Origin of the sequence: Pseudomonas sp. NPDC012596, assembly GCF_042902325.1 — a bacterium.
Classification (GTDB): domain Bacteria; phylum Pseudomonadota; class Gammaproteobacteria; order Pseudomonadales; family Pseudomonadaceae; genus Aquipseudomonas.
In genome coordinates, this window is sequence record NZ_JBIBEB010000025.1 from 1 (window position 1) to 22,331 (window position 22,331).

The window sequence follows — 22,331 nt, forward strand, 5'->3', positions numbered from 1 at the left end:
TGGAAGTTGAATATGGCGCAGCGGACGGGACTCGAACCCGCGACCCCCGGCGTGACAGGCCGGTATTCTAACCGACTGAACTACCGCTGCGCTATACATCGAGTGGTGGGTGATGACGGGATCGAACCGCCGACCCTCTGCTTGTAAGGCAGATGCTCTCCCGGCTGAGCTAATCACCCTTCGTCTCGGTGTGGCGCGCATTCTACGGAGGGAGTGCCACCCTGGCAAGCACATTTTTCAACTTTTCTAAAAAAAATTCCCAGGCCTTTCAAAGACCTAGCGTAATCAGCCGTTTCCTGCCGCTTTACCGCTGCTGGCCCTGTGACAGGGCTGGCCTGGAACGGCCGCTCGGAGAATAATGCCCCCCTTATGCATTAAGGAGAGACTCACCCTCATGTGGTTCAAGAACCTGCTGTCCTACCGCCTCACCCAGGAAGTGCCGTTCGAGGCTGAAGCACTGGAAGCCGCCCTGGCCAGCAAGCCGGCCCGCCCCTGCGCCAGTCAGGAGCTGACCACCTATGGTTTCGTCGCGCCGTTCGGCAAAGGCGAAGACGCTCCCCTGGTGCATGTCAGCGGCGAATTCCTGCTGATTGCCGCACGCAAGGAAGAACGCATCCTGCCAAGCAGTGTCGTCAACGATGCGGTTAAAGAGAAAGTCGAAGAGATCGAGACCGAGCAGATGCGCAAGGTCTATAAAAAGGAACGCGACCAGATCAAGGACGAGATCATCCAGGCGTTCTTGCCGCGTGCGTTCATCCGCCGCTCGATGATCTTCGCGGCCATCGCCCCGCGCCTGGGCATGATCCTGGTCAACTCGGCCAGCGCCAAGCGTGCCGAAGACCTGCTGTCGACCCTGCGCGAAGTGATGGGCTCGCTGCCGGTGCGCCCGGCCACCGTGAAAATCGCGCCGGTCGCAACCATGACCGACTGGGTCAAGTCGCAACAGGCCGCCGAAGGCTTCTATGTACTGGACGAATGCGAACTGCGCGACACTGCAGAAGACGGCGGCATCGTGCGCTGCAAGCGCCAGGACCTCACCGGCGAGGAAATCCAGCTGCACCTGAGCACCGGCAAGGTGGTGACCCAGCTTGCCCTGGCCTGGCAGGACAAACTGTCGTTCGTGCTGGACGACAAGATGGTCATCAAGCGCCTGAAGTTCGAGGAACTGCTGCAGGAGCAGGCCGAACAGGATGGTGGTGATGAAGCCGCGCAGCAGTTCGATGCCAGCTTCCTGCTGATGATGATGACCTTCAGCGAATTCCTGCCGGTGCTGTTCGAAGCACTGGGTGGGGAAGAGATTCCGCAAGGCGTCTGAGCAGGATGATCGACCGGTGCTGGCCTTGAAGCATGCTGCGCCAGCACCGGCCTTTCGCGGGCAAGTGAAAATAAGCCGGAAACAACTATAAAAGGACCTCTGCCATGCGCGCCCTCGCCGCCTTCAGCCGCTTCGTCGGCAACACCTTCGCGCTATGGGTGCTGGTGTTCGCCTGCCTGGCCTTCCTCCAACCGCAATGGTTCATCGCGCTCAAGGTGGCCATCGTGCCGCTGCTGGGCCTGGTGATGTTCGGCATGGGCCTGACCCTCAAACTCGACGACTTCGCCGCCCTCGCCCGCCAGCCCTGGCGCGTGGCGCTCGGGGTGGTCGCGCACTTCGTGATCATGCCCGGCATGGCCTGGCTGCTCTGCCAGTTGTTCCAGCTGCCAGCGGAAATCGCCGTGGGCGTGATCCTGGTCGGCTGTTGCCCGAGCGGCACGGCATCGAACGTCATGGTGTGGCTGTCCAAGGGCGACCTGGCGCTGGCAGTGGCGATCGCTGCGGTGACCACCCTGCTGGCACCACTGTTGACCCCGACGCTGATCTGGTTCCTGGCCTCGGCCTGGCTGCCGGTGTCCTTCATGGACATGTTCTGGTCGATCTTGCAGCTGGTGATGCTGCCGATCGTGCTCGGCGTGCTGGCCCAGCGCCTGCTGGGTGCGCGGGTGCAGCTGGCAGTGCAGGTGCTGCCGCTGGTGTCGGTGGTGAGCATCGTCATGATCGTTTGCGCGGTGGTGGCAGCCAGCCAGGCGAAGATCGCCGAATCGGGGCTGCTGATCATGGCGGTGGTGGTGCTGCACAACAGCTTTGGTTACCTGCTGGGCTACCTCACCGGCAAGTTCTGCAAGCTGCCACTGGCGCAGCGCAAATCGCTGGCACTGGAGGTGGGCATGCAGAACTCGGGGTTGGGGGCGGCGCTGGCAGCGGCGCACTTCTCGCCGCTGGCGGCAGTGCCGAGTGCGTTGTTCAGCGTTTGGCACAATATTTCCGGGGCGCTGCTTTCGACCTGGTTCCGGCGCATGGAGGCGCCTTCACCTGAAGCTGAAAACGGCGAGCCTGTGCGCCACTGACTTGCCATCTCACCTGCGAATGGGCACTCTGGTGCCCACTGTGAGGACGGCCTCACGACGCACCGCGTGACCATTCCGGGGACGGCCCCATCATTGAAACGATGGAGACACACTCATGTCCTGGATCATCCTGTTCTTCGCCGGCCTGTTCGAGGTTGGCTGGGCTGTCGGCCTCAAATACACCGACGGCTTCACCCGCCCACTCCCCACCGTGCTCACCGTCGGTGCCATGGTCATCAGCCTGGGCCTGCTGGGCCTTGCCATGAAAGAACTGCCACTGGGCACCGCCTATGCCATCTGGACCGGCGTGGGCGCAGTGGGCACGGTGATCGCGGGGATCATCCTGTTCGGCGAATCCATGGCCCTGGTGCGGCTGGTCAGTGTGGCGCTGATCGTCTGCGGCCTGATCGGCCTGAAAGTCAGCGCCAGCTGACCCCACCCCCCGCTTAGCGCAGGTCGCCGCGCAAGCGGCTGACTTGCTCACGCAACAGCTCTGGCTGCGCAGCCTCCACCGGGATGGCGGCACCCGCCACGATGGTCACGCGTGACCACAAGCGCTTGAAGAAGCCCTTGCCGGGATCGCGGCTGAAGAAACTCCCCCACAGCCCCCGCAGCGCCAACGGGATCACCGGCACAGGGGTTTCTTCCAGAATGCGGCTGACACCGCCCCTGAATACATCGATCTCGCCATCGCCGGTCAGCTTGCCTTCCGGGAAGATGCACACCACCTCCCCCGCCGCCAGGTATTGGGCGATGCGGGCGAACGCGCGTTCATAAATGGCAGCGTCCTCATTGCGCCCGGCAATCGGAATGGCGCCTGCGGTGCGGAACACGAAGTTGAGCACCGGCAGGTTGTAGATTTTGTAGTACATGACGAAACGGATCGGCCGGCGAATCGCCCCGCCGAGCAGCAGCGCATCGACGAACGACACATGGTTGCACACCAGCAGCGCGGCGCCTTCGTCCGGGATGCGCTCGAGGTCACGGTGCTCCACGCGGTACATCGAATGGCTGAGCAGCCAGATCAGGAAGCGCATGGTGAATTCGGGCACGATCCTGAAGATATAGGCGTTGACCAGGATATTGAGCAGCGACACCACCAGGAACAGCTGCGGGATGCTCAAGTCGGCGAGGCCCATCAACACGATGGTAAGGACCGCCGACACCACCATGAACAAGGCATTGAGGATGTTGTTAGCCGCGATCACTCGGGCCCGCTGGTCTTCGGCGGTACGCGCCTGGATCAGCGCATACAGCGGCACGATATAGAAGCCGCCGAACACCCCCAACCCGACGATCGACACGAGGATCCACCAGGCCTGGCCCATGCCTAGCAACTGCAACCAGTCGTGCGGCACTGCCGCAGCCGGCACATCGCCGGAATGCCACCACCAGAGCAGGCCGAACAGGGTCAGGCCAAACGAGCCAAACGGCACCAGGCCGATCTCGACCTTGCGCCCACTGAGGCGTTCGCACAGCAGCGAGCCCAGGGCGATGCCGACCGAAAACAGGGTCAGCACCAATGTCACTACGGTGCCGTCACCGTGCAGCCAGTCCTTGGCGTAGGCCGGGATCTGGGTCAGGTAGATGGCGCCGACAAACCAGAACCATGAGTTGCCGACGATCGAACGCGACACCGCTGGCGGCTGGCCAAGGCCCATGCGCAGGATCACCCAGGACTGCTTGAAGATGTTCCAGTCCAGCGGCATCTGCGGTGATACCGCTGCGGCGCGGGGGATCCAGCGGCTGGCCAGGTAGCCCAGCACTGCGGTGCCGACCACCCCGCCCGCCACCACCGTGGCATAGCTGTCGCTGGCCATCATCACCCCAGCGCCGATGGTGCCGGCCAGGATGGCAAGGAAGGTACCCATCTCCACCAGGCCATTGCCGCCAACCAGCTCTTCTTCACGCAGGGCCTGGGGCAGGATCGAGTATTTCACCGGGCCGAACAACGCCGAGTGGGTGCCCATGCCGAACAGGGCCACCAGCATCAGCGCCAGGTGGTTGGTGACAAAGCCCAGCGCGCCGATGGCCATGATGGCGATTTCGGCCAGCTTGATCGCGCGGATCAGCGCGTCCTTGGCGAACTTCTCGCCAAACTGGCCACCCAGCGCCGAGAACAGGAAAAACGGCAGGATAAACAGCAAGGCGCAGAGGTTGACCCAGATCGAACGGTCGCCATCGCCAAGGCTGAGCTTGAACAGGATCGCCAAAATCAGCGACTGCTTGAACAGGTTGTCGTTGAAGGCACCCAGTGACTGGGTGATGAAAAACGGCAGGAAGCGCCGTTTGCCGAGCAATGTGAATTGCGAGGAATGACTCATCGTCCTTGTTCCCTGAGGGGCTTTAGTCATTGGAGGCCCGTAGGCCGCAAGAAGCCACAAATCTGCACGGGAAACCCTGGCGATGGCAAGCAGTGCGCGCCGGGGCCAACAATCCCTGGACGGCCTGATGGCAGATTGCCCCAAATTGATTACAGATTTTGTTACATCTGCCGATAATTCATATAGATGACTATATCTGACAGAAGTAACGGACCTACGGTCTCCTCCAACGCATAAGAAAAGGAGCTCAGCAGTATATGTTTACCTGGTTCGGCGACGTGAAAATCGCCCACAAACTTTTCCTCGGTTTCGGCCTGGTGCTGTGCCTGACCTTGATCCAGTCGCTGATCGGTTGGAATGGCCTCGGTAGCCTGGTGCGGCGCAGTGAAGTGGTCAGCGACGTCTCGCGCCTCAACGATGCACTCGGCGACCTGCGCGAAGCCCGCCTGCGCCATGCCTTGGCCAACGGCGGGGAAAACGAAGGCAAGGCATTGCAACAGGCACTGCAGGCATTTCAGGCGCCGCTGGCGCAATTGCGCGGGACGCTGGTCAAGCCACAAAGCCTCGCGCTGGTCGGCAAGGCCGAGCAGACGCTGAACAGTTATGCCGCCGACCAGGCACGCAGCTTCCAGTCGTACCAGAAGATGCGCGCAGCGCAGAAGGAAATGGGCACCCTCGCCAGCAATGCGTTCGCCAGCATCGAGGCAATTCGCAAGCAGGTCCGCGCCCTGCCCGACGCCGAGCAGCGCTTTGTGCGCAGCGAAGCGATCAACCAGATCCGCGAAAACCTGATCCTGCTGCGCTACCACGTGCGCGGCTACACGGGTAATACCAACGCTGACACCGAACAGCTGATGAACGCGCAGATCGCCACCACGGTGAACGACCTGCCCGGCCTGGTGGCGCGGTTCAATGGCGGCTTCGCCGAGCAATTCACCACGATGAACCAGCAGGTGCGCGCTTATGCCGAAGCGGTAGAGGCGTTTCGTGGTGAAGTCAGCAAACTGGTCGAGTACCGCGCCGCCATGGCTGCAGGCATCGACACGCTTAACGGCCTGATCGGCCAACTGCTCGATGCCCAGGCGGTGTCGGTGGTCAGCGACAGCCAGTTCGCCAGGAACCTGCAGATCATCACCACGGTATTGGCGCTGTTGATCGGCATCCTCGCCGCCGTGGTCATCGCCCGGCAAATCAGCACCCCGCTGCAACAAGCCTTGCGCGCCATGCAGCAGGTGGCTGCAGGCGACCTCAGCGAGCAACCTGCCAGCCGCCGCCGCGACGAAGTCGGGCAGTTGCAGAATGCCCTGCAGGGCATGACCCGCAACCTGCGCGAGCTGATCGCCCAAGTGCGCGACGGCATTTCGCAGATTGCCAGTGCCACCGAGGAGCTGTCGGCGATCACCGAGCAGACCAGCGCCGGGGCCAACAACCAGAAGGTCGAAACCGACCAGGTGGCCACCGCCATGCAGGAAATGGCCGCCACCGTGCACGAGGTGGCGCGCAATGCCGGCGAGGCCTCGCTCGCGGCCAGTGCCACGGATGAAGAAGCCCGCGAAGGCGACAGCGTGGTCAACCGCGCCGTCGCGCAGATCGGCCGCCTGGCCAGCCAGGTGGACGCCACCGGCGAAGCCATGGGTGCACTGCGCAGCGAAAGCCAGCGCATCGGCAAGGTGATGGACGTGATCAAGGCCGTGGCCGAGCAGACCAACCTGCTGGCGCTCAATGCCGCGATCGAGGCGGCCCGTGCTGGTGAGGCAGGCCGGGGCTTTGCCGTGGTGGCGGATGAAGTGCGCAGCCTGGCCCAGCGCACCCAGGCGTCGACCCTGGAGATCGAGTCGGCGATCGGCAGCCTGGAGCAAGGCACCCGCTCGGTGAGCGAGCTGATGGAACAGAGCCAGAGCCTGACCGAGAGCAGCGTGACACTGGTGCGTGAAGCGGGTGTGGCGCTGGAGGGGATTACCCAACGGGTGTCGGGGATCCAGCTGATGAACCAGCAAATTGCTGCAGCCTCGGAGCAGCAAAGTGCGGTGGCCGAAGAGATCAGCCGCAGCGTGGTGACGGTGAGGGATATTTCAGAGCAGACGGCTGAGGCCAGCCAGCAGACTTCTGCGTCCAGTGTCGAGCTGGCGCGCCTCGGTGGGCAGTTGCAGCAGATGATCAGCCGGTTCCGGTTCTGATAGTGGGCGGGCAGTAACGGCCCTATCGCGGGCAAGCCCGCTCCTACAGGCTGCGCGATACCTGTAGGAGCGGGCTTGCCCGCGATAAGGCCAGCACTGACGCTGCATCACTCGAACCCGAACAACCCCCGCGCCGTATCCACCAACAGCGCCCGACGCAGTTCGGCCGAACACCCCAGCGCCTCGAACTGCTCGACCACCGCGGCAAAGCTCACCGCCGATTCATGCTGGGTATGCGGCCAGTCACTGCCCCACATCAAACGCTCGGCACCATAGTGCGCCTCAAGGGCCCCCAGCGCCTGGCGCGCAAACGCCAGGTTCTGCTCCGGCGAACCCTCCAGGCGATAGATGCCGGACACCTTGACCCAGACCTTGCCCTTGCCACCCAGTGTCAGCAGCTCGGCGAACCCTGGCTGCCCCAAGCCCAGGCGTGCGTCGGGCCGGCCAAAATGGTCGACGACGAGGTTCAGGCCATACGGCTCCAGCGCCCGAACCAGCCCCGGAATATCCGCCACATGGCGGTGCAGCTCCACGTGCCAGCCCTGCTCGCCGATGCGCTCCAGCAAGGTTTGCCATTGCCTGGCACGCAGATCAGGCAAGGCCTGGCCCATGAGGTTCAGGCGCACGCCCCTGACCCCAAGGCCGGCCATTTCTTCCAGGGTTTCGCGCTCGACGTCCTGCTCCAGCATCACCACCCCGCGCAACTGCCCCGGCACGGTCTGCAGGGCGCTGAGCAGGTAACGGTTGTCGGTGCCCAGGAAACTAGGCTGCACCAGCACGCCATGGCTGAAGCCATGGCCCTGCAACTGGCCCAGGTAATCGCCCAGCGGCGCGTCGTAGCTCGGCGCGTAGCGGCGCTCGCTGGCCAGGTTCAGGCCACGGCTGAAGACGTGGGCGTGGCTGTCGATGGCGGTAATCAATGAAGGTGGAACGTCGGGCATGGTTTTCAGTCGGGACAAGGGTCAAGGTTACTTGGCGGCAGCGCCGGCCAGGTGGGGCGCGGGGGTGGCCTCAAGGTTGCGGCCGCGGGTTTCCGGCAGGCACAGTGCGGCGATCATGGCTACGCCGTAGGCGATGCCAGCGTCGATGCCGATCGCGCTGCCCAGCGACATGGACTCGCTCATGTGGCCGACCAGAAACGGGAACACTGCCGACAGCACACGGCCGAAGTTGTAGCAGAAGCCAACACCGGCGCCGCGCACATCGGCCGGGTACAGCTCGTTGAAGAACGACCCCAGGCTGGCCGGAATACCGGCGGCGAAGAAGCCCAGCGGGAAGCCCAGGAACAGCATCTGGGTGTTGGTCAGCGGGAAGAACACATAAGCCTGCACAGTCAGCACGCAGCACAGGGCGAACAGCAGGATGTTCTTGCGTCGGCCGATGCGGTCGATCAGCAGGCCGCTGATCACGCAACCGCACCAGAAGGCGAAGATGATCACCGCCAGGTAGCCGCCGGAGTTCAGCACCGAAAGGTTGCGTTCAGTCTTGAGGAAGGTCGGCAACCAGGTCATCACCGCGTGGTAGCCGCCGTGAGCACCCAGCCCCAACAGGCCGCCAAGCAGGGTCACACGCAGCAGCTCGGGGCGGAAGATGCCCGCCATCGATTTGAAGAAGCTGACCGGAATGGCCTTTTCCTTCTGCAGGCGTTGGAAGCTGTCTGGCTCTTCCACGTTGCGGCGCACCCAGATAATCAGCAGCGACGGCAGCAGGCCGACGAAGAACATCACCCGCCAGGCGTATTCCGCCGGCACCAGCGAATAGATCAGCGTGAACAGTGCTACCGCCAGCCCCCAGCCCACGGCCCAGGCGCTCTGCACCGTGCCCATGACCTTGCCGCGGTATTTCGGGTTGATGGTCTCGGCCATCAACACCGCCCCCGCCGCCCACTCACCACCAATGCCAAAGCCTTGCATGGCCTTGACGAACAGCAGCGGGTAGAAGCCGGTAACGAATGCCGACAGGAAGGTAAAGAAGGAGAACCACAGGATCATCCACTGCAGGGTGCGCACGCGGCCATAACGGTCCGACAGGGTGCCGCCGAGCCAGCCACCGATGGCCGAGGTGACCAGGGTGAGGCCGCTGATCAGGCCGGCGTCGCCCTTGGTCAGGGAGAACGCGGCAATCAGCGCCGGGATGGCCAGGCCGAACATCTGCACTTCCAGCGCATCGAGCGACCAGCCGCCGAAGCAGGCCCAGAACGTCTTGCGTTCCCTTGAGGTGATCTGGCGGTACCAGCTGAACATGATTTTTATCCTTCTTGGTCGTGTGTGTGACGGCCGGGCGCACCGAAGCTCTGGCACGCTGGCGACCGGGCAGGCGAAGCCACCGCGCCGTGGCAGAACGGCGCAGACGGGTAACAGGGCGAAACAGCCGTGGTCAGCGAATGTCGATGCGGTACCGGAAGTGCTGGGCATGGCCACGCGAGCGGCGCCATTCCAACGGTTTGCCGGCGTAGTCACGGGCCAGGCGCTCGATTACCACCACCGGGCTGTCGGCCGGCAGTTGCAACAAGCGCCCATGCGCCGCATCCACCGCCTCGGCGGTCAGGGTTTCCTCGGCGTAGGCGACCACCTGGCCGCACAGTTCTTCGTAGATCGGGTAAAGCAGCGGGCCCTTGCTCTGCAGCTCGACCTCGAGCAGCGGCTGGAAAGTCTGGCGCGGCAGCCAGATTTCTTCAGCCAGCACTGGCTGGGCGCCGAGCAGACGGGTACGGACGATGCGAATCACCTCGGCCTCGGCCGCCAGCCCCAACGCCTCGGCCACCGCTGACGGTGCCGGTACGGGCTCGATGGAGAGGATGCGGCTTTGCGGCATCACCCGTTCGCCGTTGGCGGTTTCGAAACGGAAGAAGCGGAACAGCGAAGACTGGAACTGCGGGCGGCGGATAAAGGTGCCACGGCCTTGCTGGCGTTCCAGCACCCCTTCGGCCACCAGCACGTCGACGGCCTTGCGCACAGTGCCGACGGACATGTCGAACTCGGTCGCCAGTGCCGCTTCGGTGGGGATCGCTTCGCCGGGGCGCCAGCGGTTATTGGCAATCTGCTCGATCAGGTGGTCGCGCAGTTGCTGGTAGCGGGGTAGTCGAGCATCACCGGACAATGGGGGCATGGTCGCTCTCGTCTTGTTATATAAACATATATATGAATTTTTCCGAGAGTATTCCCGCTGGATGTCAGGGTGTCAATCCTCCGCTGGTCGCCTGTGCAGGCTCTTCACCGGCCAGCCGCAGCGCCGCACCGGTGCACCTACAACCAACGTCTGCGCTGACGAACGCTGAGCTGCGTGCCAAACTGGTTGATCGGGACCGCGTTATCTTTCTTGCTTCGGAGTTTTCATGTCGTTGTCCAGCGGGCTGATCGCCGTGGTCGCCCTGGCCTATATGGCCGTCATGTTCGCCATCGCCTTCTATGGCGACCGCCGCAGCACGCCGCTGCCGCCGCGCCTGCGCGCCTGGGTGTACAGCCTGTCACTGGCTGTGTACTGCACCAGCTGGACGTTCTTTGGCGCGGTCGGCCAGGCGGCCGAACAGCTCTGGGCGTTCCTGCCGATCTACCTGGGCCCGATCCTGCTGCTGCTGTTCGCACCCTGGGTGCTGCAGAAGATGGTGCTGATCAGCAAGCAACAGAACATCACCTCGATCGCCGACTTCATCGCCGCCCGCTATGGCAAGTCACAGACGCTGGCAGTAGTGGTGGCGCTGATCTGCCTGGTGGGCGTGTTGCCCTACATCGCCCTGCAGCTCAAGGGCATCGTGCTCGGCGTCAACCTGCTGATCGGCGCCAATGCCGACGCCACCGGCACCCGGGTGCAGGATACCGCGCTGGTGGTGTCGCTGGTGCTGGCGCTGTTCGCCATCGTCTTCGGCACCCGCAGCCTGGACGTCACCGAGCACCACCGCGGCATGGTCCTGGCGATTGCCTTCGAGTCGCTGATCAAGCTGCTGGCCTTCCTTGCGGTCGGCGTGTTCGTGGTGTTCAACCTGTATGACGGCTTTGATGACCTGTTCACCCAGGCTCGCCAGTCGATCCACCTGGAAAGCTACTGGCAGGAGACCATCAACTGGCCGTCGATGGTGGTGCAGACCGCCGTGGCGATGATGGCGATCATCTGCCTGCCGCGGCAGTTCCACGTGACCGTGGTGGAGAACATCGAGCCGCAGGACATGCGCCTAGCGCGCTGGGTGTTCCCGATGTACCTGGCCCTGGCCGCGCTGTTCGTGGTGCCGATTGCCCTGGCCGGGCAGATGCTGCTGCCCGGTACGGTGATTTCCGATTCGTTCGTGATCAGCCTGCCGCTGGCCGAAGCGCACCCGAGCCTGGCCTTGCTGGCCTTCATTGGCGGCGCCTCGGCCGCCACCGGCATGGTCATCGTCGAGGCTGTGGCGCTGTCGACCATGGTGTCCAACGACATGCTTCTGCCTTGGCTGCTGCGCCGCAACAACGCCGAACGGCCGTTCGAGGTGTTCCGCCACTGGATGCTGTCGGTGCGCCGGGTGACCATCGTGGTGATCCTGCTGCTGGCCTACGTCAGCTATCGCCTGCTTGGCTCCACCGCAAGCCTGGCGACCATCGGCCAGATTGCCTTCGCCGCCGTGACCCAACTGACCCCAGCCATGCTCGGCGCGCTGTACTGGAAGCAGGCCAACCGCCGCGGCGTGTTCGCCGGCCTGGCTGCGGGCATTTTCCTGTGGTTCTACACCCTGGTGCTGCCGATCACCGCCCACAGCCTCGGCTGGTCGCTGGAGCTGTTCCCAGGCCTTGCCTGGCTGCATGGCAACCCACTGAGCCTGCCGATCACGCCCCTCACGCAGGGCGTGGTGCTGTCGCTGGCGGGCAACTTCACCTTGTTCGCTTGGGTCTCGATGCTGTCACGCACCCGCGTATCGGAGCACTGGCAGGCCGGGCGGTTCATCGGCCAGCAGACCAGCGCGCGGCCCAATGGCAAACCGCTGCTGGCGGTGCAGATCGATGACCTGCTGACCCTGGCTTCGCGCTTTGTCGGCGAGGAACGTGCACGGCAAAGTTTTATCCGTTTCGCCTACCGCCAGGGCAAGGGCTTCAACCCCAACCAGAACGCCGACGGCGACTGGATCGAACACACCGAACGCCTGCTGGCCGGCGTGCTCGGCAGCTCCTCGACCCGCGCCGTGGTCAAGGCGGCCATCGAAGGCCGCGACATGCAGCTGGAAGATGTGGTGCGTATCGCCGACGAAGCCAGCGAGGTGCTGCAGTTCAACCGCGCACTGCTGCAAGGCGCCATCGAGAACATCAACCAGGGCATCAGCGTGGTCGACCAAAACCTTCACTTGGTCGCCTGGAACCGCCGTTACCTGGAACTGTTCAACTACCCAGATGGGCTGATCAGCGTCGGCCGGCCGATTGCCGACATCATCCGCTACAACGCCGAACGCGGCCTGTGTGGCCCGGGCGAGGCACAGGTGCATGTGGCCCGGCGGCTGCACTGGATGCGTCAGGGCCGTGCGCATTCGTCCGAGCGATTGTTCCCCAATGGCCGGGTGATCGAGCTGATCGGCAACCCGATGCCCGGGGGTGGTTTCGTCATGAGTTTCACCGACATTACCCCCTTCCGCGAGGCCGAACAGGCATTGCGCGACGCCAACGAGGGGCTGGAGCAGCGCGTGGCCGAGCGCACCCATGAACTGTCGCAGCTCAACCAGGCGCTGTCTGAAGCCAAGAGCCAGGCAGAAGCGGTCAGCAAGTCCAAGACCCGCTTCCTGGCAGCGGTCAGCCACGACCTGATGCAACCCCTCAATGCCGCACGGCTGTTCTCCGCCGCCCTGTCGCAGCACGCCGAGGGCCTGAACGATGAAGCCCAGCAGCTGGTCCAGCACATGGACAGCTCGCTGCGTTCGGCCGAGGAACTGATCAGCGACTTGCTGGATATCTCGCGCCTGGAAAACGGCAAGATCACCCCGGACGCCAAGCCGTTCGCCCTCAACGACCTGTTCGACACGCTGGGCGCCGAATTCAAGGTGCTGGCCGCCGAGAAAGGGTTGGAGTTCCGCCTGCGCGGCAGCCGCTTGCGGGTAGACAGCGACATGAAACTGCTGCGCCGGGTGCTGCAGAACTTCCTTACCAATGCCCTGCGCTATGGCAAGAGCCCGATATTGCTGGGTGCACGCCGCCAGGGTGAGCAGCTGTGGCTGGAAGTGTGGGACCGCGGCCCGGGTATTGCCGACGACAAGCTGCAGGTGATTTTCCAGGAATTCAAACGCCTGGACAGCCACCAGACCCGCGCTGAAAAAGGCCTGGGGCTGGGCCTGGCGATTGCCGACGGCCTGTGCCGGGTGCTTGGCCACCCACTACAAGTGCGCTCATGGCCTGGCAAAGGCACGGTGTTCCGCGTCAGCGTGCCAATCGCCCGCCAGGCAGCCGTCGCGCCGACAGCACCGGTGGAACAGGCCAGCCAGCCGCTGGGCGGCCTGCAGGTGCTGTGCATCGACAATGAAGACAGCATCCTGATCGGCATGAACAGCTTGCTCAGCCGCTGGGGCTGCACGGTATGGACAGCGCGCAACCGCGCCGAATGCGAGGCCTTGCTGAGCGAGGGCATGCGCCCGCACCTGGCGCTGGTGGACTACCACCTGGATGACGGCGATACCGGCACCGCGCTGATGGGCTGGCTACGTGCCCGTTTGGGTGAGCCGGTGCCAGGCGTGGTGATCAGTGCCGACGGCAGCAAGGAAACCCTGGCCACGGTGCACGCCGCCGGCCTGGACTACCTAGCCAAGCCGGTCAAGCCGGCGGCCTTGCGCGCCCTGCTCAATCGCCATCTGAGCCTGGTTCAGTAACGGCCTCGTCCGGCAGCTTTTCATCCGTCAGTGCCCGTTCCAGCAGGTCGGCCGGCAGGCTTTTGCTGGCACGGGCGCCGAGCAGCTTGAGCTGTTCGCTGCGGCTGACCAGGTTGCCGCGCCCTTCGCAGAGTTTGTTGCGCGCCGCAGCGTAGGCCTTGTCGACCTGCTGCAGGCGGCTGCCCAGCTCGTCCAGGTCCTGGATGAACAGCACGAACTTGTCGTATAGCCAGCCGGCGCGCTCGGCGATCTCGCGGGCGTTCTGCCCTTGGCGCTCCTGCTTCCACAGGCTGTCGATCACCCGTAACGTGGCGAGCAAGGTGGTTGGGCTGACAATCACGATCTGCCGGTCGAACGCTTCCTGGAACAGGTTCGGCTCGGCCTGCAAGGCTGCCGAAAACGCCGCTTCGATGGGTACGAACAGCAGCACGAAATCCAGGCTGTGCAGCCCTTCGAGGCGGCTGTAGTCCTTGCTCGACAAGCCTTTGACGTGGCTGCGCAGCGACTGCACGTGCTGCTTGAGCGCGTTCTCGTCGCTGCTGCTGACATACTGCTGGTAGGCGGTCAGGCTGACCTTGGCGTCGACCACCACCTGTTTGTCGCCCGGCAGCAGGATCAGCACGTCAGGCTGGAAGCGCTCACCATCGGCGCTCTTCAGGCTGACCTGGGTCTGGTACTCGCGGCCCTTCTCCAGGCCGGCATGTTCCAGCACGCGCTCGAGGATCAGTTCGCCCCAGTTGCCCTGGGTCTTCTGGCCTTTGAGCGCCTGGGTGAGGTTGGTGGCTTCGTCGGACAGGCGCTGGTTGAGCTGCTGCAGGCGCTCCAGCTCCTTGCCCAGCGAGAAACGCTCACGCGCTTCTTGCTGGTAGCTTTCCTCGACGCGCTTTTCAAAGGCGTGGATGCGTTCCTTGAGCGGGTCGAGCAACTGGCCCAGGTGCTGCTGGCTGGTCTGGGCAAAGCGTTGCTCGCGCTCGTCGAAGATTTTCGTGGCCAGGTCGGCAAACTGGGCGCGCAGGGTATCGCGGGCTTCCTGCAGGTCTTCCAGGCGTTGCTGGTGGCTGTCCTGCTGCTCGCGCAATTCAGCCTCCAGCCGTGCGCCCTGAGCCTCCAGGCGGCGCAATTCGGCTTCGCGGCTGGCCCGTTCCAGGTGCCAGGCGTGGGCTGCGTCACGGGCATTGTCGCGGTCGACCTGCAACAACTCCAGCTCACGGCCCTGGGCGGCCAGCTGAGCCTGCTTGACGGCGTTGGCTTCACTGAGGTCGCTGACCTCGTCACGGCTGGCATCCAGCTGCGCCTGCAGGCCAGCCTGCGCCAGCTGGGCGCCATTGAGGCGCTCTTCGAGCAAGGCCTGCTCGCCCTGCCGGGCGCTATGGCGACGCTGCACGTGCATGACCCACCCCAGGCAAGGCAAGGCGCCTGCCACCAAGCCCAGCAGAATGCTGGTCAGATCCACTGCCATGCTTACCCCGAACGAACCGTTGCAAATGAGCTGCAGCTTATCAGTCTGCTTGCTCTGGCGCCTGCTCCGGCGCATCGGCCTGGCACAGCCGCGCATACTCCACTTGCGCCCGCTGATCACCGGCCCGCGCAGCCTGGCGCAGCAGGTCCTGGCCAATACGCCGGTCGCGGGCATTGCCGCAATCGCGGCAGAGCATCTGCCCCAAGCGGCTCTGGGCCACCACTACACCCTGGCGCGCCGGCTGCTTGAGCAGCCGGCCGGCCAAATGCTTGACCTGAGGCTTGTCGCCCAGGCGCGGGTTATCGAGCAGCCATAAAGCCACTTTCATGGAAAAGCGTTTGGGCGAAGGGGCTGGTTGCGCCACAGTGGGGCTGGCGAGGTGTTTACCGCGAAATTTCATCACAAACAGGGAATGGCAACTCGAAAGGCGCGCCACTCTACTCTTTTTTGTGCCGGATGGCCTGTCGATTTTTGGAGGGTTGAAAAAAAATTTCACCGATCTTTTCTTGACGTTTCCAAGTGGATGACCAACCGGTCTGCTGGTGCCTGAAGATTGTCGGACAGTTCTGATATTTGCTGGCACACCCGTCCTAGAGCAAGCGCTCGGGACAATCCACAGTTCCTGTGGATAACTCGGTGGACAACCCCCTTATTGCCCCCGCAAACCCCTATGAAATGGGGCTTACAGTCAAACTGTCGATTTTTTCACCAGCTAAAATTAGTGTTTTTTTTCATTGACTTAAGATGCCAGTCAAGGCATTGGCGAGCTTCTGCAGGGCTGTTGCCGGGCTGTTACAACCCCCGCCTCGAATGTGAACAAGTGCACCGAAAACCCGCATTCGAATGCACGAAATTGGTACATCCGGCCAGTTGCAGGCCACTTGCCCCCTCTTCCCACGGCGCGAAAGAAGCGCCATACTGCTCGGCTACTTGAGGGAGTGACGCAAGGCTTGCAAAGCCCGCCGAGTTCCGGTAAGGTGCCCCTCGTTAGTACCAAGCTGAAAGTCAATTCTGGCCAGAAGCGTCCTTGCAGTAGAGCTCCCCCCAAGAGCATCACTGCTGAAACCAGGACCGGCCCTTTCGATGATTCACTCGCCAGCCCCGCGCTGTTCAAGCACGAATCACGTGACAGATTGATCAGGATTCCATACCGATGGCCTAGAACCTTGGCCCCGGCATGCTGCCTGCCCTCTGAAGTACCTACCAGTCAGCCCAAGCGCCCACTTTTGATTGCGCCCCCTCTGGCTGCCCTGTTCCAGTCAGGTTCGTTCGTCCCTTAATAAAGGCGTCACTGGAACGTTTCTATCATGCACGGATCATAACTCCCGTGTTTAAAGCAGGAACATCCAACAATATGCATACTCATCATCAAATTCAGGCTGCCATTGGCACCCTTTCCCAGGCCTTCTCCCCGTTGAAGTGCCTGATCACTGCCCCACGCAAGGGCAATTTCAGCTTCACCCTGGTGGACGAGCACGGCATCGCCTGTCACACCGAACGCCTGTACCCAGAACAGTACAGCCGCTCGGAACCGCTGCAAGCTGTCATCGCCCGGACCCGTCAGTCGCTCACCGCGTGAGCGGCGAATACCGGTGCATTCAAGCGCTGAATCTACCGAGTCGCACGCTACCTGTTCGTTCTTTGCTTAAGTGCCGCAAGGCATATAGCGCAGAACGTCAGGCAGCAATCGATTTAAAAACAGCCCTTTACACCATGATTATCACACTACACTTCAACTCGAGCGGTGCTTACCGCTTCCGGCGGGCCTGAACACTCACCAGCTGCCAAGCTCCAGCGCCCGTCGGTCCCTTACTGCTCGAGGGCATCATGGGTATTGCGGCGAATGAATTGTGTCAGTATGTGATTCGACCAACCTTGGTCTACCTTGATCGTCACTGTGCCAGTGCCGAAGCCCTTTTGCTCGGCATCGCAGCCAGCCAATCCGCGCTCGGCTCCGCCCTGCATGACCGCCGTGGCCACGGCCTCTACCGCATCGGCGAGCATCGCCATCAAGCCGTCTGGGATGATTTCCTCGCCCGTGATCCGGAGCTAGCCAGCCTGGTACGCGGCCTGGCGAGCCAGCACGCGTTTCTGGGTGGGCCGCACCTGGAACTTGCAGTCAACCTGCGCTACTCCACCGCCATTGCCTGGATGCTCATCGAGGCGCAATCAACGCCCTTGCCTGCCGCCGACGATCTGCTGGGCCAGGCGCGCATCTGGCGGCAAATTTTCCACCCCCAAGGTCGCTTGCGCGACTTCACTCAGGCCTGGCATCTGTGTATTGATCAGAAGTTTCCACAGGCATCTTAAGAAACGCCCTACACGTTTACCGGAAAAAAAGGAATTTTGGTCGGATTGTCCTACAAAACCGCTCTATCTCCTGTGATTGAGGCTATAGCGCGGCGCGTGATTTGTTGGTAGCTTTTCGCCCCGGAGATCCCAAGGAGTTTCTAATAATGAAAAAAGTAATGCTCAAAACCTCCCTCGGCTTAGCCGTTGCTTTCGCTTCCAGCCAACTGTTCGCTGCCGGCTTCGCACTCAACGAACAAAGCATCAGCAGCATGGGGACAGGTTTCGCGGGACGTTCTTCTTCTGCCGAAGATGCCAGCACCGTGTTTGGCAACCCAGCAGGCATGTCCCGCCTCAAGCGCGAACAAATCACCGTGGGCGGCGCAGCCGTCATCGCCAAGTCTGATATCTCAGGCCCTGGCAGCAACCTCGGGGGGGAAACCGACGGTGACATGGTGCCTGTGGTCGGCGTACCGATGGGCTACTACGTCAAGCCGATCGATGATCACTGGAGTGTCGGTTTCGGCATCTACGTGCCCTTCGGCCTGGTCACCGACTACGGTAGCGACGATGCCGCGCGCTACTGGGGCAAGAAGAGCCACGTCGAGGTGGTCACCTTCCAGCCGACCATCAGCTACGCCTTCAACGACAAGGTTTCGATCGGTTTCGGCCCGACCATCAACCGTATCAAGGGCGAACTGGGTTCGAGCCTGATCAACCCGTTCACGCCTGGCCGCAACGATGGTGAAGTCAAGATCAAGGGTGACGATACCGCCGTTGGTTACAACATCGGTATCCTGGTACAGGCCACCGACAGCACCCGTGTCGGCCTGACCTACCATTCCATGGTCGACTACAAGCTCGAGGGCAAGACCCGCGTCAGCACCCCGCTGATCGGGCCATTCAACGGCAACAAGTTTGACGCCAGCCTGAAGATCAAGACGCCGGAATCGGTTGACCTTTCGATCACTCATGAGCTCGATGACCAGTGGACCCTGTACGCAGGCAGCACCTGGACCCGCTGGAGCCGCCTGAAAGACATCACCGTGCAGAACGATGTGCCGGCACCGCTGGCTGGCTCGGCGTTCCAGACCATCTCTGAAGAGCAGAACTGGCACGACACCTGGGCACACGCCATTGGCGCGTCCTACAAGGTGAACAAGGAATGGGTACTGCGCACAGGCTTCACCGTCGACCAGTCGCCAACCAATAACCACGACCGTTCACCACGCATCCCCACTGGCGATCGCAAGGTGTTCAGCCTGGGTGCAGGTTGGAGCCCGAGCGACGACATGACCATCGACGTGGCTTACTCCTATCTGTGGGAAGAAGACACCAAGGTCAACCAGGTCAGCGCCACCAAAGGCAGCTACCAAGCCAAGTACGAAAACAGCGCGCACGGTGTCGGTGCATCCCTCACCTACCGTTTCTGATTCGTATCGCTGCATGAAAGAAACCGCCCTCGAGGTAGTGCTTTTCACTTGAGAATGCCGGGGCCGCTCTGCGGCCCCGCTACTCACAAGTGACCAGCATTACGCCCGCGTGGCGTTTTTTTTACGCCTGGACCTGCCAGCTGTCACCCAGCGAATCGCGCAAATAGTCCATGAATGCCCGCACCTTCGGCGTCATGGCGAAGCGGTCGGCCAAGCACATGTAGATGTCCATCGGCTCGGTCTGGGCATACGCCTGGCGGTTGTCGCGGTATTCGAACAATGGCACCAGCGCACCGCAAGCCAGGTGCGGTGTGACCATGAATTCCGCCAGCCGGGTGATGCCACCGTCGTTGAGCGCCATCTGGGTCAGGGCATCGATATCGTCACTGATCAACACCGAGCCGAACTCCGCCTCGAAACGCAGGCCGTCACGCATGAACCCCCAACGCAGGAAGCGGCCATCTACCGGGTAGCGGAACACCAGGCAGCGATGCTCGCGTAGCGCCTCGGGCGTGGCCGGCAAGCCTGCGCTCGCCAGGTAGCCGGGGGACGCGCAGCAGATGAATGGGATACGCGCGATATGCCGCGCCAGCAACTGGTCCTCCAGTTGCGGGGCGATGCGCAGGCTGACGTCAATGTCTTCACGGGCGTGATTGACCCGTCGGTCGGTCGTTACCAACTCTATCGAAAGCAACGGGTAACGTGCGCTGAACGCCGGAATCAGCGGCGCCAGCACGTGGCGCCCGAATGCCGAAGTGGAGGCAATGCACAGCCGCCCCTGGGGCTCGCTGTCGGGGGTGGTGACAGCCTGTTCGGCCTGGGCAAGGTCGCGCTCTACCAACCTGACCCGCTCGTAATAAAGCGAACCGGCAGGCGTCAACGCCATGCTGCGAGTGGTGCGGCTGAGCAGGCGCACTTGCAGATGGCCTTCGAGGCGGGCGATGTTCTGACTGACCGCTGCAGGGCTGATCCCCAGGCTCCGCGCCCCGCCGGCAATACTGCCGGCCTCGACCACCTTGATGAAACTACGGATGGTATTGAGCAAATCCATGCCGAGCCCTTTGATTCGTAAGAATCTCTTTATAAAGAACTCAGCATTGCCGGTCTACAGCCGTGGCCCACTGCATTGCTAACCTGCGCCTCCAGCCATTTTTCAGGAGTTCGCATGAGCAACCTGTCCCAAGCCCGCAGCCGGCGCAAACTACGCCCCAGTGCCACGCCCTATGTGTTCGCGTTCTACATGTCGTCGATCATGGCGCTGTTGATGTGCTTCGTGATCACTGCTGCCAATGCTGGCGTCAACCCGCAGTACCTGAACAACGTGCTCAAGGCTTACCAACTGGCCATGCCCGTGGCGTTCGTGTGCGTGCTGATGGTGAGGCCTGTGGTGTTGCGCCTGGTTGCACTGACCGTACACCCACACTGACGAAACCCGCGCCGGTAAGCGCGTCGGCCCATGGATGGGCCGTTGCCGGGGGAGCAAGGCCGCAGTGAGGCAACCTCGAAGCGGCGCGTCTCAAGGTTGCGAAGCGATAGCCTTTTCGATCGCCGCCCTGAACGCCGGGTCATCCGGCTTCGTCAGGCTGGAGAAATTGCCGATCACCTTACCCTTGCGATCCACCACATACTTGTAGAAATTCCACTTCGGCGCACTGCTCTGCTGCGCCAACTCCACGAACAGCGGAGTCGCATCCTTGCCCCGCACCGCCTGGGTCTTGGTCATGGTGAAGGTCACACCATAATTGGCGTAACAGACTTTGGCTGTCTTCTCGCTGTCAGCGTCTTCCTGCTTGAAATCATTGGATGGCACACCGAGCATTTCCAGCCCCTGCTCGTGGTACTCCTTGTAGGTACTCTCGAGCCCCTCGAACTGCGGCGCAAACCCGCAGTAGCTGGCGGTGTTGACCACCACCAACGGCTTGCCGGCAAAGCGCTGGCACAGGTCGACCTGCCCCTTGCCACGCAACTCGGGCAAGCTACCCTGCAACAACGCCGGGCAATCCGCAGCCCAGGCAGAGCTGGCGGCGAAGAGGGCCAGCAACGGCATTATCAACCTATGTGCACGCATCGTTCGGTTCTCCTGCAAGACATTCCTTGAACTTGCAGGGTAGCGCCTAACAAACGCCCATGCCCAGCTGCATCAACGCCATGCCGCCCTGATGCCAGCCCCACCACGCCAACACCAGCAGCAGGGCGGCGGCGAGGGCCAGCAGGCCGCGGGCCAGGTAGCGCTTCATGCGGCCTGGGCCTGCAGGCGGGCGACCGGGCGTTCGCTCACCGGCCAGTTGAGCGCCGCAGCCAACAGGCTCAGCAGGATTGAGATCTGCCAGACCAGGTCGTAGTTGCCGGTGCGGTCATACACCACCCCGCCCAGCCAGCCGCCGAGGAAGGCGCCCAACTGATGGAACAGGAAGACGATGCCGCCCAGCATCGATAGATTGCGCACACCGAACACGGAGGCCACGGTGCCATTGGTCAACGGCACGGTCGAGAGCCACAACAGGCCCATGGCGATACCAAACAGGTAGGCGCTGTACTGGGTGACCGGCGCCCAGAGGAACAACACGATTACCACTGCGCGCAGCAGGTACAACGCCGTCAGCAGGCGCGGCTTGGACATGCGCCCACCCAACCAGCCTGCCGTGTAGGTACCGACGATATTGAAAAGCCCGACCAGCGCCAGCACGGTAGTGCCGGTAGTGGCAGGCAGGTGCTGGTCGACAAGGTAGGCCGGCAAGTGCACACCGATGAACACCACCTGAAAGCCGCAGACGAAAAAGCCCAGGGCCAGCAGCCAGAACCCGGAGTGCGAGCAGGCTTCGTGCAGCGCCTGGCCCAGCGTCTGCTCGGCACCGTGGCTGGGCAGCGGGCGGTCACGCAGCATACCGACAAAAGGCACGATCAACGCCACCAGCAGGCCAAGCACCAGCAAGGCGGCCGACCAGCCCAGCCACTCGATCAGGCCGAGGGTGCCGGGCAACATGGCGAACTGGCCGAACGAACCGGCCGCACTGGCGATACCCATGGCCATGCTGCGTTTTTCTGCCGGAACAGCCCGGCCGACCACACCCAGAATGACCGAGAACGAAGTGCCGGACAGGCCGATGCCGATCAGCAGGCCGGCGCTGAGCGACAGCGACCATGCCGAGTCGGCGGTGCTCATCAGCAGCAACCCGGCGGCATACAGAATGCCGCCAATGATGACCACCTTGGCAGCGCCGAGGCGGTCGGCCAGCGCGCCGGCAAACGGCTGCGCCAGGCCCCAGATGAGGTTCTGCAGGGCGATGGCGAAGGCGAACACCTCGCGCCCCCAACCGAAATCGGCGCTCATCGGCGCCAGGAACAGGCCAAAGCCGTGCCGAACACCGAGTGACAACGCCAGGATCAGCGCCGCCCCTGTCAGTACCCACCCGCTGGTTCGCCAAACCGAAGTCATTGTCGTTATCTCCAGCA

General features: G+C 62.8%; 19 protein-coding genes, 2 tRNA genes and 2 pseudogenes. 11 read left to right on the forward strand and 12 right to left on the reverse strand.

The features are described from left to right. Positions 1-13 precede the first annotated feature (13 nt). Positions 14-90: transfer RNA gene (locus ACFY68_RS23995), tRNA-Asp, on the reverse strand. Between the two features lie 13 nt (positions 91-103). Beyond that, positions 104-179 (reverse strand) — tRNA-Val (locus tag ACFY68_RS24000). Between the two features lie 215 nt (positions 180-394). On the opposite strand from ACFY68_RS24000, the gene rdgC reads away from it, so the two are divergent. The 3 genes from rdgC (at position 395) to sugE (ending at position 2,818) form a co-directional block, all read left to right on the forward strand. Next, on the forward strand, positions 395-1,315 hold the full coding sequence (rdgC, locus tag ACFY68_RS24005) for a recombination-associated protein RdgC (RefSeq protein ID WP_387532594.1): 921 nt from the start codon (positions 395-397) through the stop codon (positions 1,313-1,315). Positions 1,316-1,419: 104 nt separating this feature from the next. Beyond that, positions 1,420-2,385, forward strand: coding sequence for a bile acid:sodium symporter family protein (locus ACFY68_RS24010; protein WP_387532597.1), 966 nt, complete (start codon positions 1,420-1,422; stop codon positions 2,383-2,385). Between the two features lie 115 nt (positions 2,386-2,500). Then, on the forward strand, positions 2,501-2,818 hold the full coding sequence (sugE, locus tag ACFY68_RS24015; protein ID WP_054900524.1) for a quaternary ammonium compound efflux SMR transporter SugE: 318 nt from the start codon (positions 2,501-2,503) through the stop codon (positions 2,816-2,818). A gap of 13 nt (positions 2,819-2,831) precedes the next feature. Here sugE and ACFY68_RS24020 read toward each other — a convergent pair whose 3' ends face one another. Continuing rightward, positions 2,832-4,709 carry an MFS transporter gene (locus ACFY68_RS24020; RefSeq protein WP_387532600.1) on the reverse strand — a complete coding sequence of 626 codons (1,878 nt, stop codon included), beginning with the start codon at positions 4,707-4,709 and terminating at the stop codon, positions 2,832-2,834. A gap of 257 nt (positions 4,710-4,966) precedes the next feature. Between ACFY68_RS24020 and ACFY68_RS24025 the strand changes: the two are divergent. Both ACFY68_RS24025 and ACFY68_RS24030 read left to right on the forward strand, forming a co-directional pair. Continuing rightward, positions 4,967-6,031, forward strand: a pseudogene (locus tag ACFY68_RS24025) (methyl-accepting chemotaxis protein); the annotation flags it as partial. Continuing rightward, positions 6,023-6,886 carry a methyl-accepting chemotaxis protein gene (locus tag ACFY68_RS24030; RefSeq protein WP_387532749.1) on the forward strand — a complete coding sequence of 288 codons (864 nt, stop codon included), beginning with the start codon at positions 6,023-6,025 and terminating at the stop codon, positions 6,884-6,886. The pseudogene ACFY68_RS24025 and the gene ACFY68_RS24030, both read left to right, overlap by 9 nt. 107 nt (positions 6,887-6,993) lie before the next feature. Here the strand turns inward: ACFY68_RS24030 and ACFY68_RS24035 are convergent, their stop codons facing one another. The 3 genes from ACFY68_RS24035 to ACFY68_RS24045 all read right to left on the reverse strand — a co-directional run bounded on the left by ACFY68_RS24035 (position 6,994) and on the right by ACFY68_RS24045 (position 9,994). Beyond that, positions 6,994-7,827 (reverse strand): amidohydrolase family protein, encoded by an 834-nt coding sequence (locus tag ACFY68_RS24035; protein ID WP_387532752.1) that lies wholly within the window; start codon positions 7,825-7,827, stop codon positions 6,994-6,996. Positions 7,828-7,854: 27 nt separating this feature from the next. Then, a complete protein-coding gene (locus ACFY68_RS24040; protein WP_346615750.1) occupies positions 7,855-9,129 on the reverse strand; it encodes an MFS transporter in 1,275 nt (424 codons plus the stop codon). Between the two features lie 133 nt (positions 9,130-9,262). Beyond that, complete coding sequence (locus tag ACFY68_RS24045; RefSeq protein WP_387532603.1) at positions 9,263-9,994, reverse strand: GntR family transcriptional regulator; 732 nt, start codon at positions 9,992-9,994, stop codon at positions 9,263-9,265. A gap of 226 nt (positions 9,995-10,220) precedes the next feature. Between ACFY68_RS24045 and ACFY68_RS24050 the strand changes: the two genes are divergently transcribed. Then, complete coding sequence (locus ACFY68_RS24050) at positions 10,221-13,697, forward strand: NahK/ErcS family hybrid sensor histidine kinase/response regulator (RefSeq protein ID WP_387532606.1); 3,477 nt, start codon at positions 10,221-10,223, stop codon at positions 13,695-13,697. Here the strand turns inward: ACFY68_RS24050 and rmuC are convergent. Next, complete coding sequence (gene rmuC / locus ACFY68_RS24055; RefSeq protein ID WP_346615778.1) at positions 13,669-15,042, reverse strand: DNA recombination protein RmuC; 1,374 nt, start codon at positions 15,040-15,042, stop codon at positions 13,669-13,671. The genes ACFY68_RS24050 and rmuC overlap by 29 nt on opposite strands. A gap of 172 nt (positions 15,043-15,214) precedes the next feature. Continuing rightward, positions 15,215-15,556 (reverse strand): annotated as a pseudogene (locus ACFY68_RS24060) (sel1 repeat family protein); the annotation flags it as partial. Here ACFY68_RS24060 and ACFY68_RS24065 point away from each other — a divergent pair. The 4 genes from ACFY68_RS24065 (at position 15,483) to ACFY68_RS24080 (ending at position 18,878) form a co-directional block, all read left to right on the forward strand. Continuing rightward, positions 15,483-15,683: a hypothetical protein gene (locus tag ACFY68_RS24065; RefSeq protein WP_387532755.1), complete on the forward strand. Its 201-nt coding sequence runs from the start codon at positions 15,483-15,485 to the stop codon at positions 15,681-15,683. The pseudogene ACFY68_RS24060 and the gene ACFY68_RS24065 sit on opposite strands and share 74 nt — an antisense overlap. Positions 15,684-16,510: 827 nt before the next feature. Continuing rightward, positions 16,511-16,735, forward strand: coding sequence for a hypothetical protein (locus ACFY68_RS24070; protein ID WP_346615753.1), 225 nt, complete (start codon positions 16,511-16,513; stop codon positions 16,733-16,735). Positions 16,736-16,983: 248 nt separating this feature from the next. Then, complete coding sequence (locus ACFY68_RS24075) at positions 16,984-17,466, forward strand: hypothetical protein (protein WP_387532609.1); 483 nt, start codon at positions 16,984-16,986, stop codon at positions 17,464-17,466. 146 nt (positions 17,467-17,612) lie between these two features. Beyond that, positions 17,613-18,878 carry an OmpP1/FadL family transporter gene (locus ACFY68_RS24080; protein ID WP_387532612.1) on the forward strand — a complete coding sequence of 422 codons (1,266 nt, stop codon included), beginning with the start codon at positions 17,613-17,615 and terminating at the stop codon, positions 18,876-18,878. A 121-nt stretch (positions 18,879-18,999) separates the two neighbouring features. On the opposite strand, the gene ACFY68_RS24085 is transcribed toward ACFY68_RS24080, so the two are convergent. Next, on the reverse strand, positions 19,000-19,929 hold the full coding sequence (locus tag ACFY68_RS24085; protein ID WP_387532615.1) for a LysR family transcriptional regulator: 930 nt from the start codon (positions 19,927-19,929) through the stop codon (positions 19,000-19,002). 114 nt (positions 19,930-20,043) lie between these two features. Between ACFY68_RS24085 and ACFY68_RS24090 the strand changes: the two genes are divergently transcribed. Beyond that, entirely contained in the window at positions 20,044-20,304 is a 261-nt protein-coding gene (locus tag ACFY68_RS24090; protein ID WP_346615757.1) for a DUF2798 domain-containing protein, read from the forward strand. Between the two features lie 90 nt (positions 20,305-20,394). Here ACFY68_RS24090 and ACFY68_RS24095 read toward each other — a convergent pair whose 3' ends face one another. Genes ACFY68_RS24095 through ACFY68_RS24105 form a run of 3 tightly spaced genes read right to left on the reverse strand, consistent with a single transcriptional unit; the run spans position 20,395 to position 22,314 of the window. Continuing rightward, complete coding sequence (locus ACFY68_RS24095) at positions 20,395-20,946, reverse strand: glutathione peroxidase (RefSeq protein WP_387532618.1); 552 nt, start codon at positions 20,944-20,946, stop codon at positions 20,395-20,397. 46 nt (positions 20,947-20,992) lie between these two features. Beyond that, entirely contained in the window at positions 20,993-21,115 is a 123-nt protein-coding gene (locus ACFY68_RS24100; RefSeq protein WP_346615759.1) for a hypothetical protein, read from the reverse strand. Next, entirely contained in the window at positions 21,112-22,314 is a 1,203-nt protein-coding gene (locus ACFY68_RS24105) for an MFS transporter (protein ID WP_387532621.1), read from the reverse strand. Before ACFY68_RS24105 ends, ACFY68_RS24100 begins: the two co-directional genes overlap by 4 nt. Positions 22,315-22,331: the final 17 nt, after the last annotated feature.

What these genes read in the sequence shown, in the direction of transcription:
- ACFY68_RS24105 (WP_387532621.1), bottom strand. Translation starts at nt 22,314, where the DNA reads ATGACTTCGGTTTGGCGAACCAGCGGGTGGGTACTGACAGGGGCGGCG.
- ACFY68_RS24090 (WP_346615757.1), top strand. Translation starts at nt 20,044, where the DNA reads ATGAGCAACCTGTCCCAAGCCCGCAGCCGGCGCAAACTACGCCCCAGT.
- ACFY68_RS24020 (WP_387532600.1), bottom strand. Translation starts at nt 4,709, where the DNA reads ATGAGTCATTCCTCGCAATTCACATTGCTCGGCAAACGGCGCTTCCTG.
- rdgC (WP_387532594.1), top strand. Translation starts at nt 395, where the DNA reads ATGTGGTTCAAGAACCTGCTGTCCTACCGCCTCACCCAGGAAGTGCCG.
- ACFY68_RS24035 (WP_387532752.1), bottom strand. Translation starts at nt 7,827, where the DNA reads ATGCCCGACGTTCCACCTTCATTGATTACCGCCATCGACAGCCACGCC.
- ACFY68_RS24065 (WP_387532755.1), top strand. Translation starts at nt 15,483, where the DNA reads ATGGAAAAGCGTTTGGGCGAAGGGGCTGGTTGCGCCACAGTGGGGCTG.
- ACFY68_RS24010 (WP_387532597.1), top strand. Translation starts at nt 1,420, where the DNA reads ATGCGCGCCCTCGCCGCCTTCAGCCGCTTCGTCGGCAACACCTTCGCG.
- ACFY68_RS24080 (WP_387532612.1), top strand. Translation starts at nt 17,613, where the DNA reads ATGAAAAAAGTAATGCTCAAAACCTCCCTCGGCTTAGCCGTTGCTTTC.
- ACFY68_RS24050 (WP_387532606.1), top strand. Translation starts at nt 10,221, where the DNA reads ATGTCGTTGTCCAGCGGGCTGATCGCCGTGGTCGCCCTGGCCTATATG.
- ACFY68_RS24075 (WP_387532609.1), top strand. Translation starts at nt 16,984, where the DNA reads ATGGGTATTGCGGCGAATGAATTGTGTCAGTATGTGATTCGACCAACC.
- ACFY68_RS24040 (WP_346615750.1), bottom strand. Translation starts at nt 9,129, where the DNA reads ATGTTCAGCTGGTACCGCCAGATCACCTCAAGGGAACGCAAGACGTTC.
- sugE (WP_054900524.1), top strand. Translation starts at nt 2,501, where the DNA reads ATGTCCTGGATCATCCTGTTCTTCGCCGGCCTGTTCGAGGTTGGCTGG.
- ACFY68_RS24095 (WP_387532618.1), bottom strand. Translation starts at nt 20,946, where the DNA reads ATGCGTGCACATAGGTTGATAATGCCGTTGCTGGCCCTCTTCGCCGCC.
- ACFY68_RS24085 (WP_387532615.1), bottom strand. Translation starts at nt 19,929, where the DNA reads ATGGATTTGCTCAATACCATCCGTAGTTTCATCAAGGTGGTCGAGGCC.
- ACFY68_RS24100 (WP_346615759.1), bottom strand. Translation starts at nt 21,115, where the DNA reads ATGAAGCGCTACCTGGCCCGCGGCCTGCTGGCCCTCGCCGCCGCCCTG.
- ACFY68_RS24030 (WP_387532749.1), top strand. Translation starts at nt 6,023, where the DNA reads ATGACCCGCAACCTGCGCGAGCTGATCGCCCAAGTGCGCGACGGCATT.
- ACFY68_RS24045 (WP_387532603.1), bottom strand. Translation starts at nt 9,994, where the DNA reads ATGCCCCCATTGTCCGGTGATGCTCGACTACCCCGCTACCAGCAACTG.
- ACFY68_RS24070 (WP_346615753.1), top strand. Translation starts at nt 16,511, where the DNA reads ATGCATACTCATCATCAAATTCAGGCTGCCATTGGCACCCTTTCCCAG.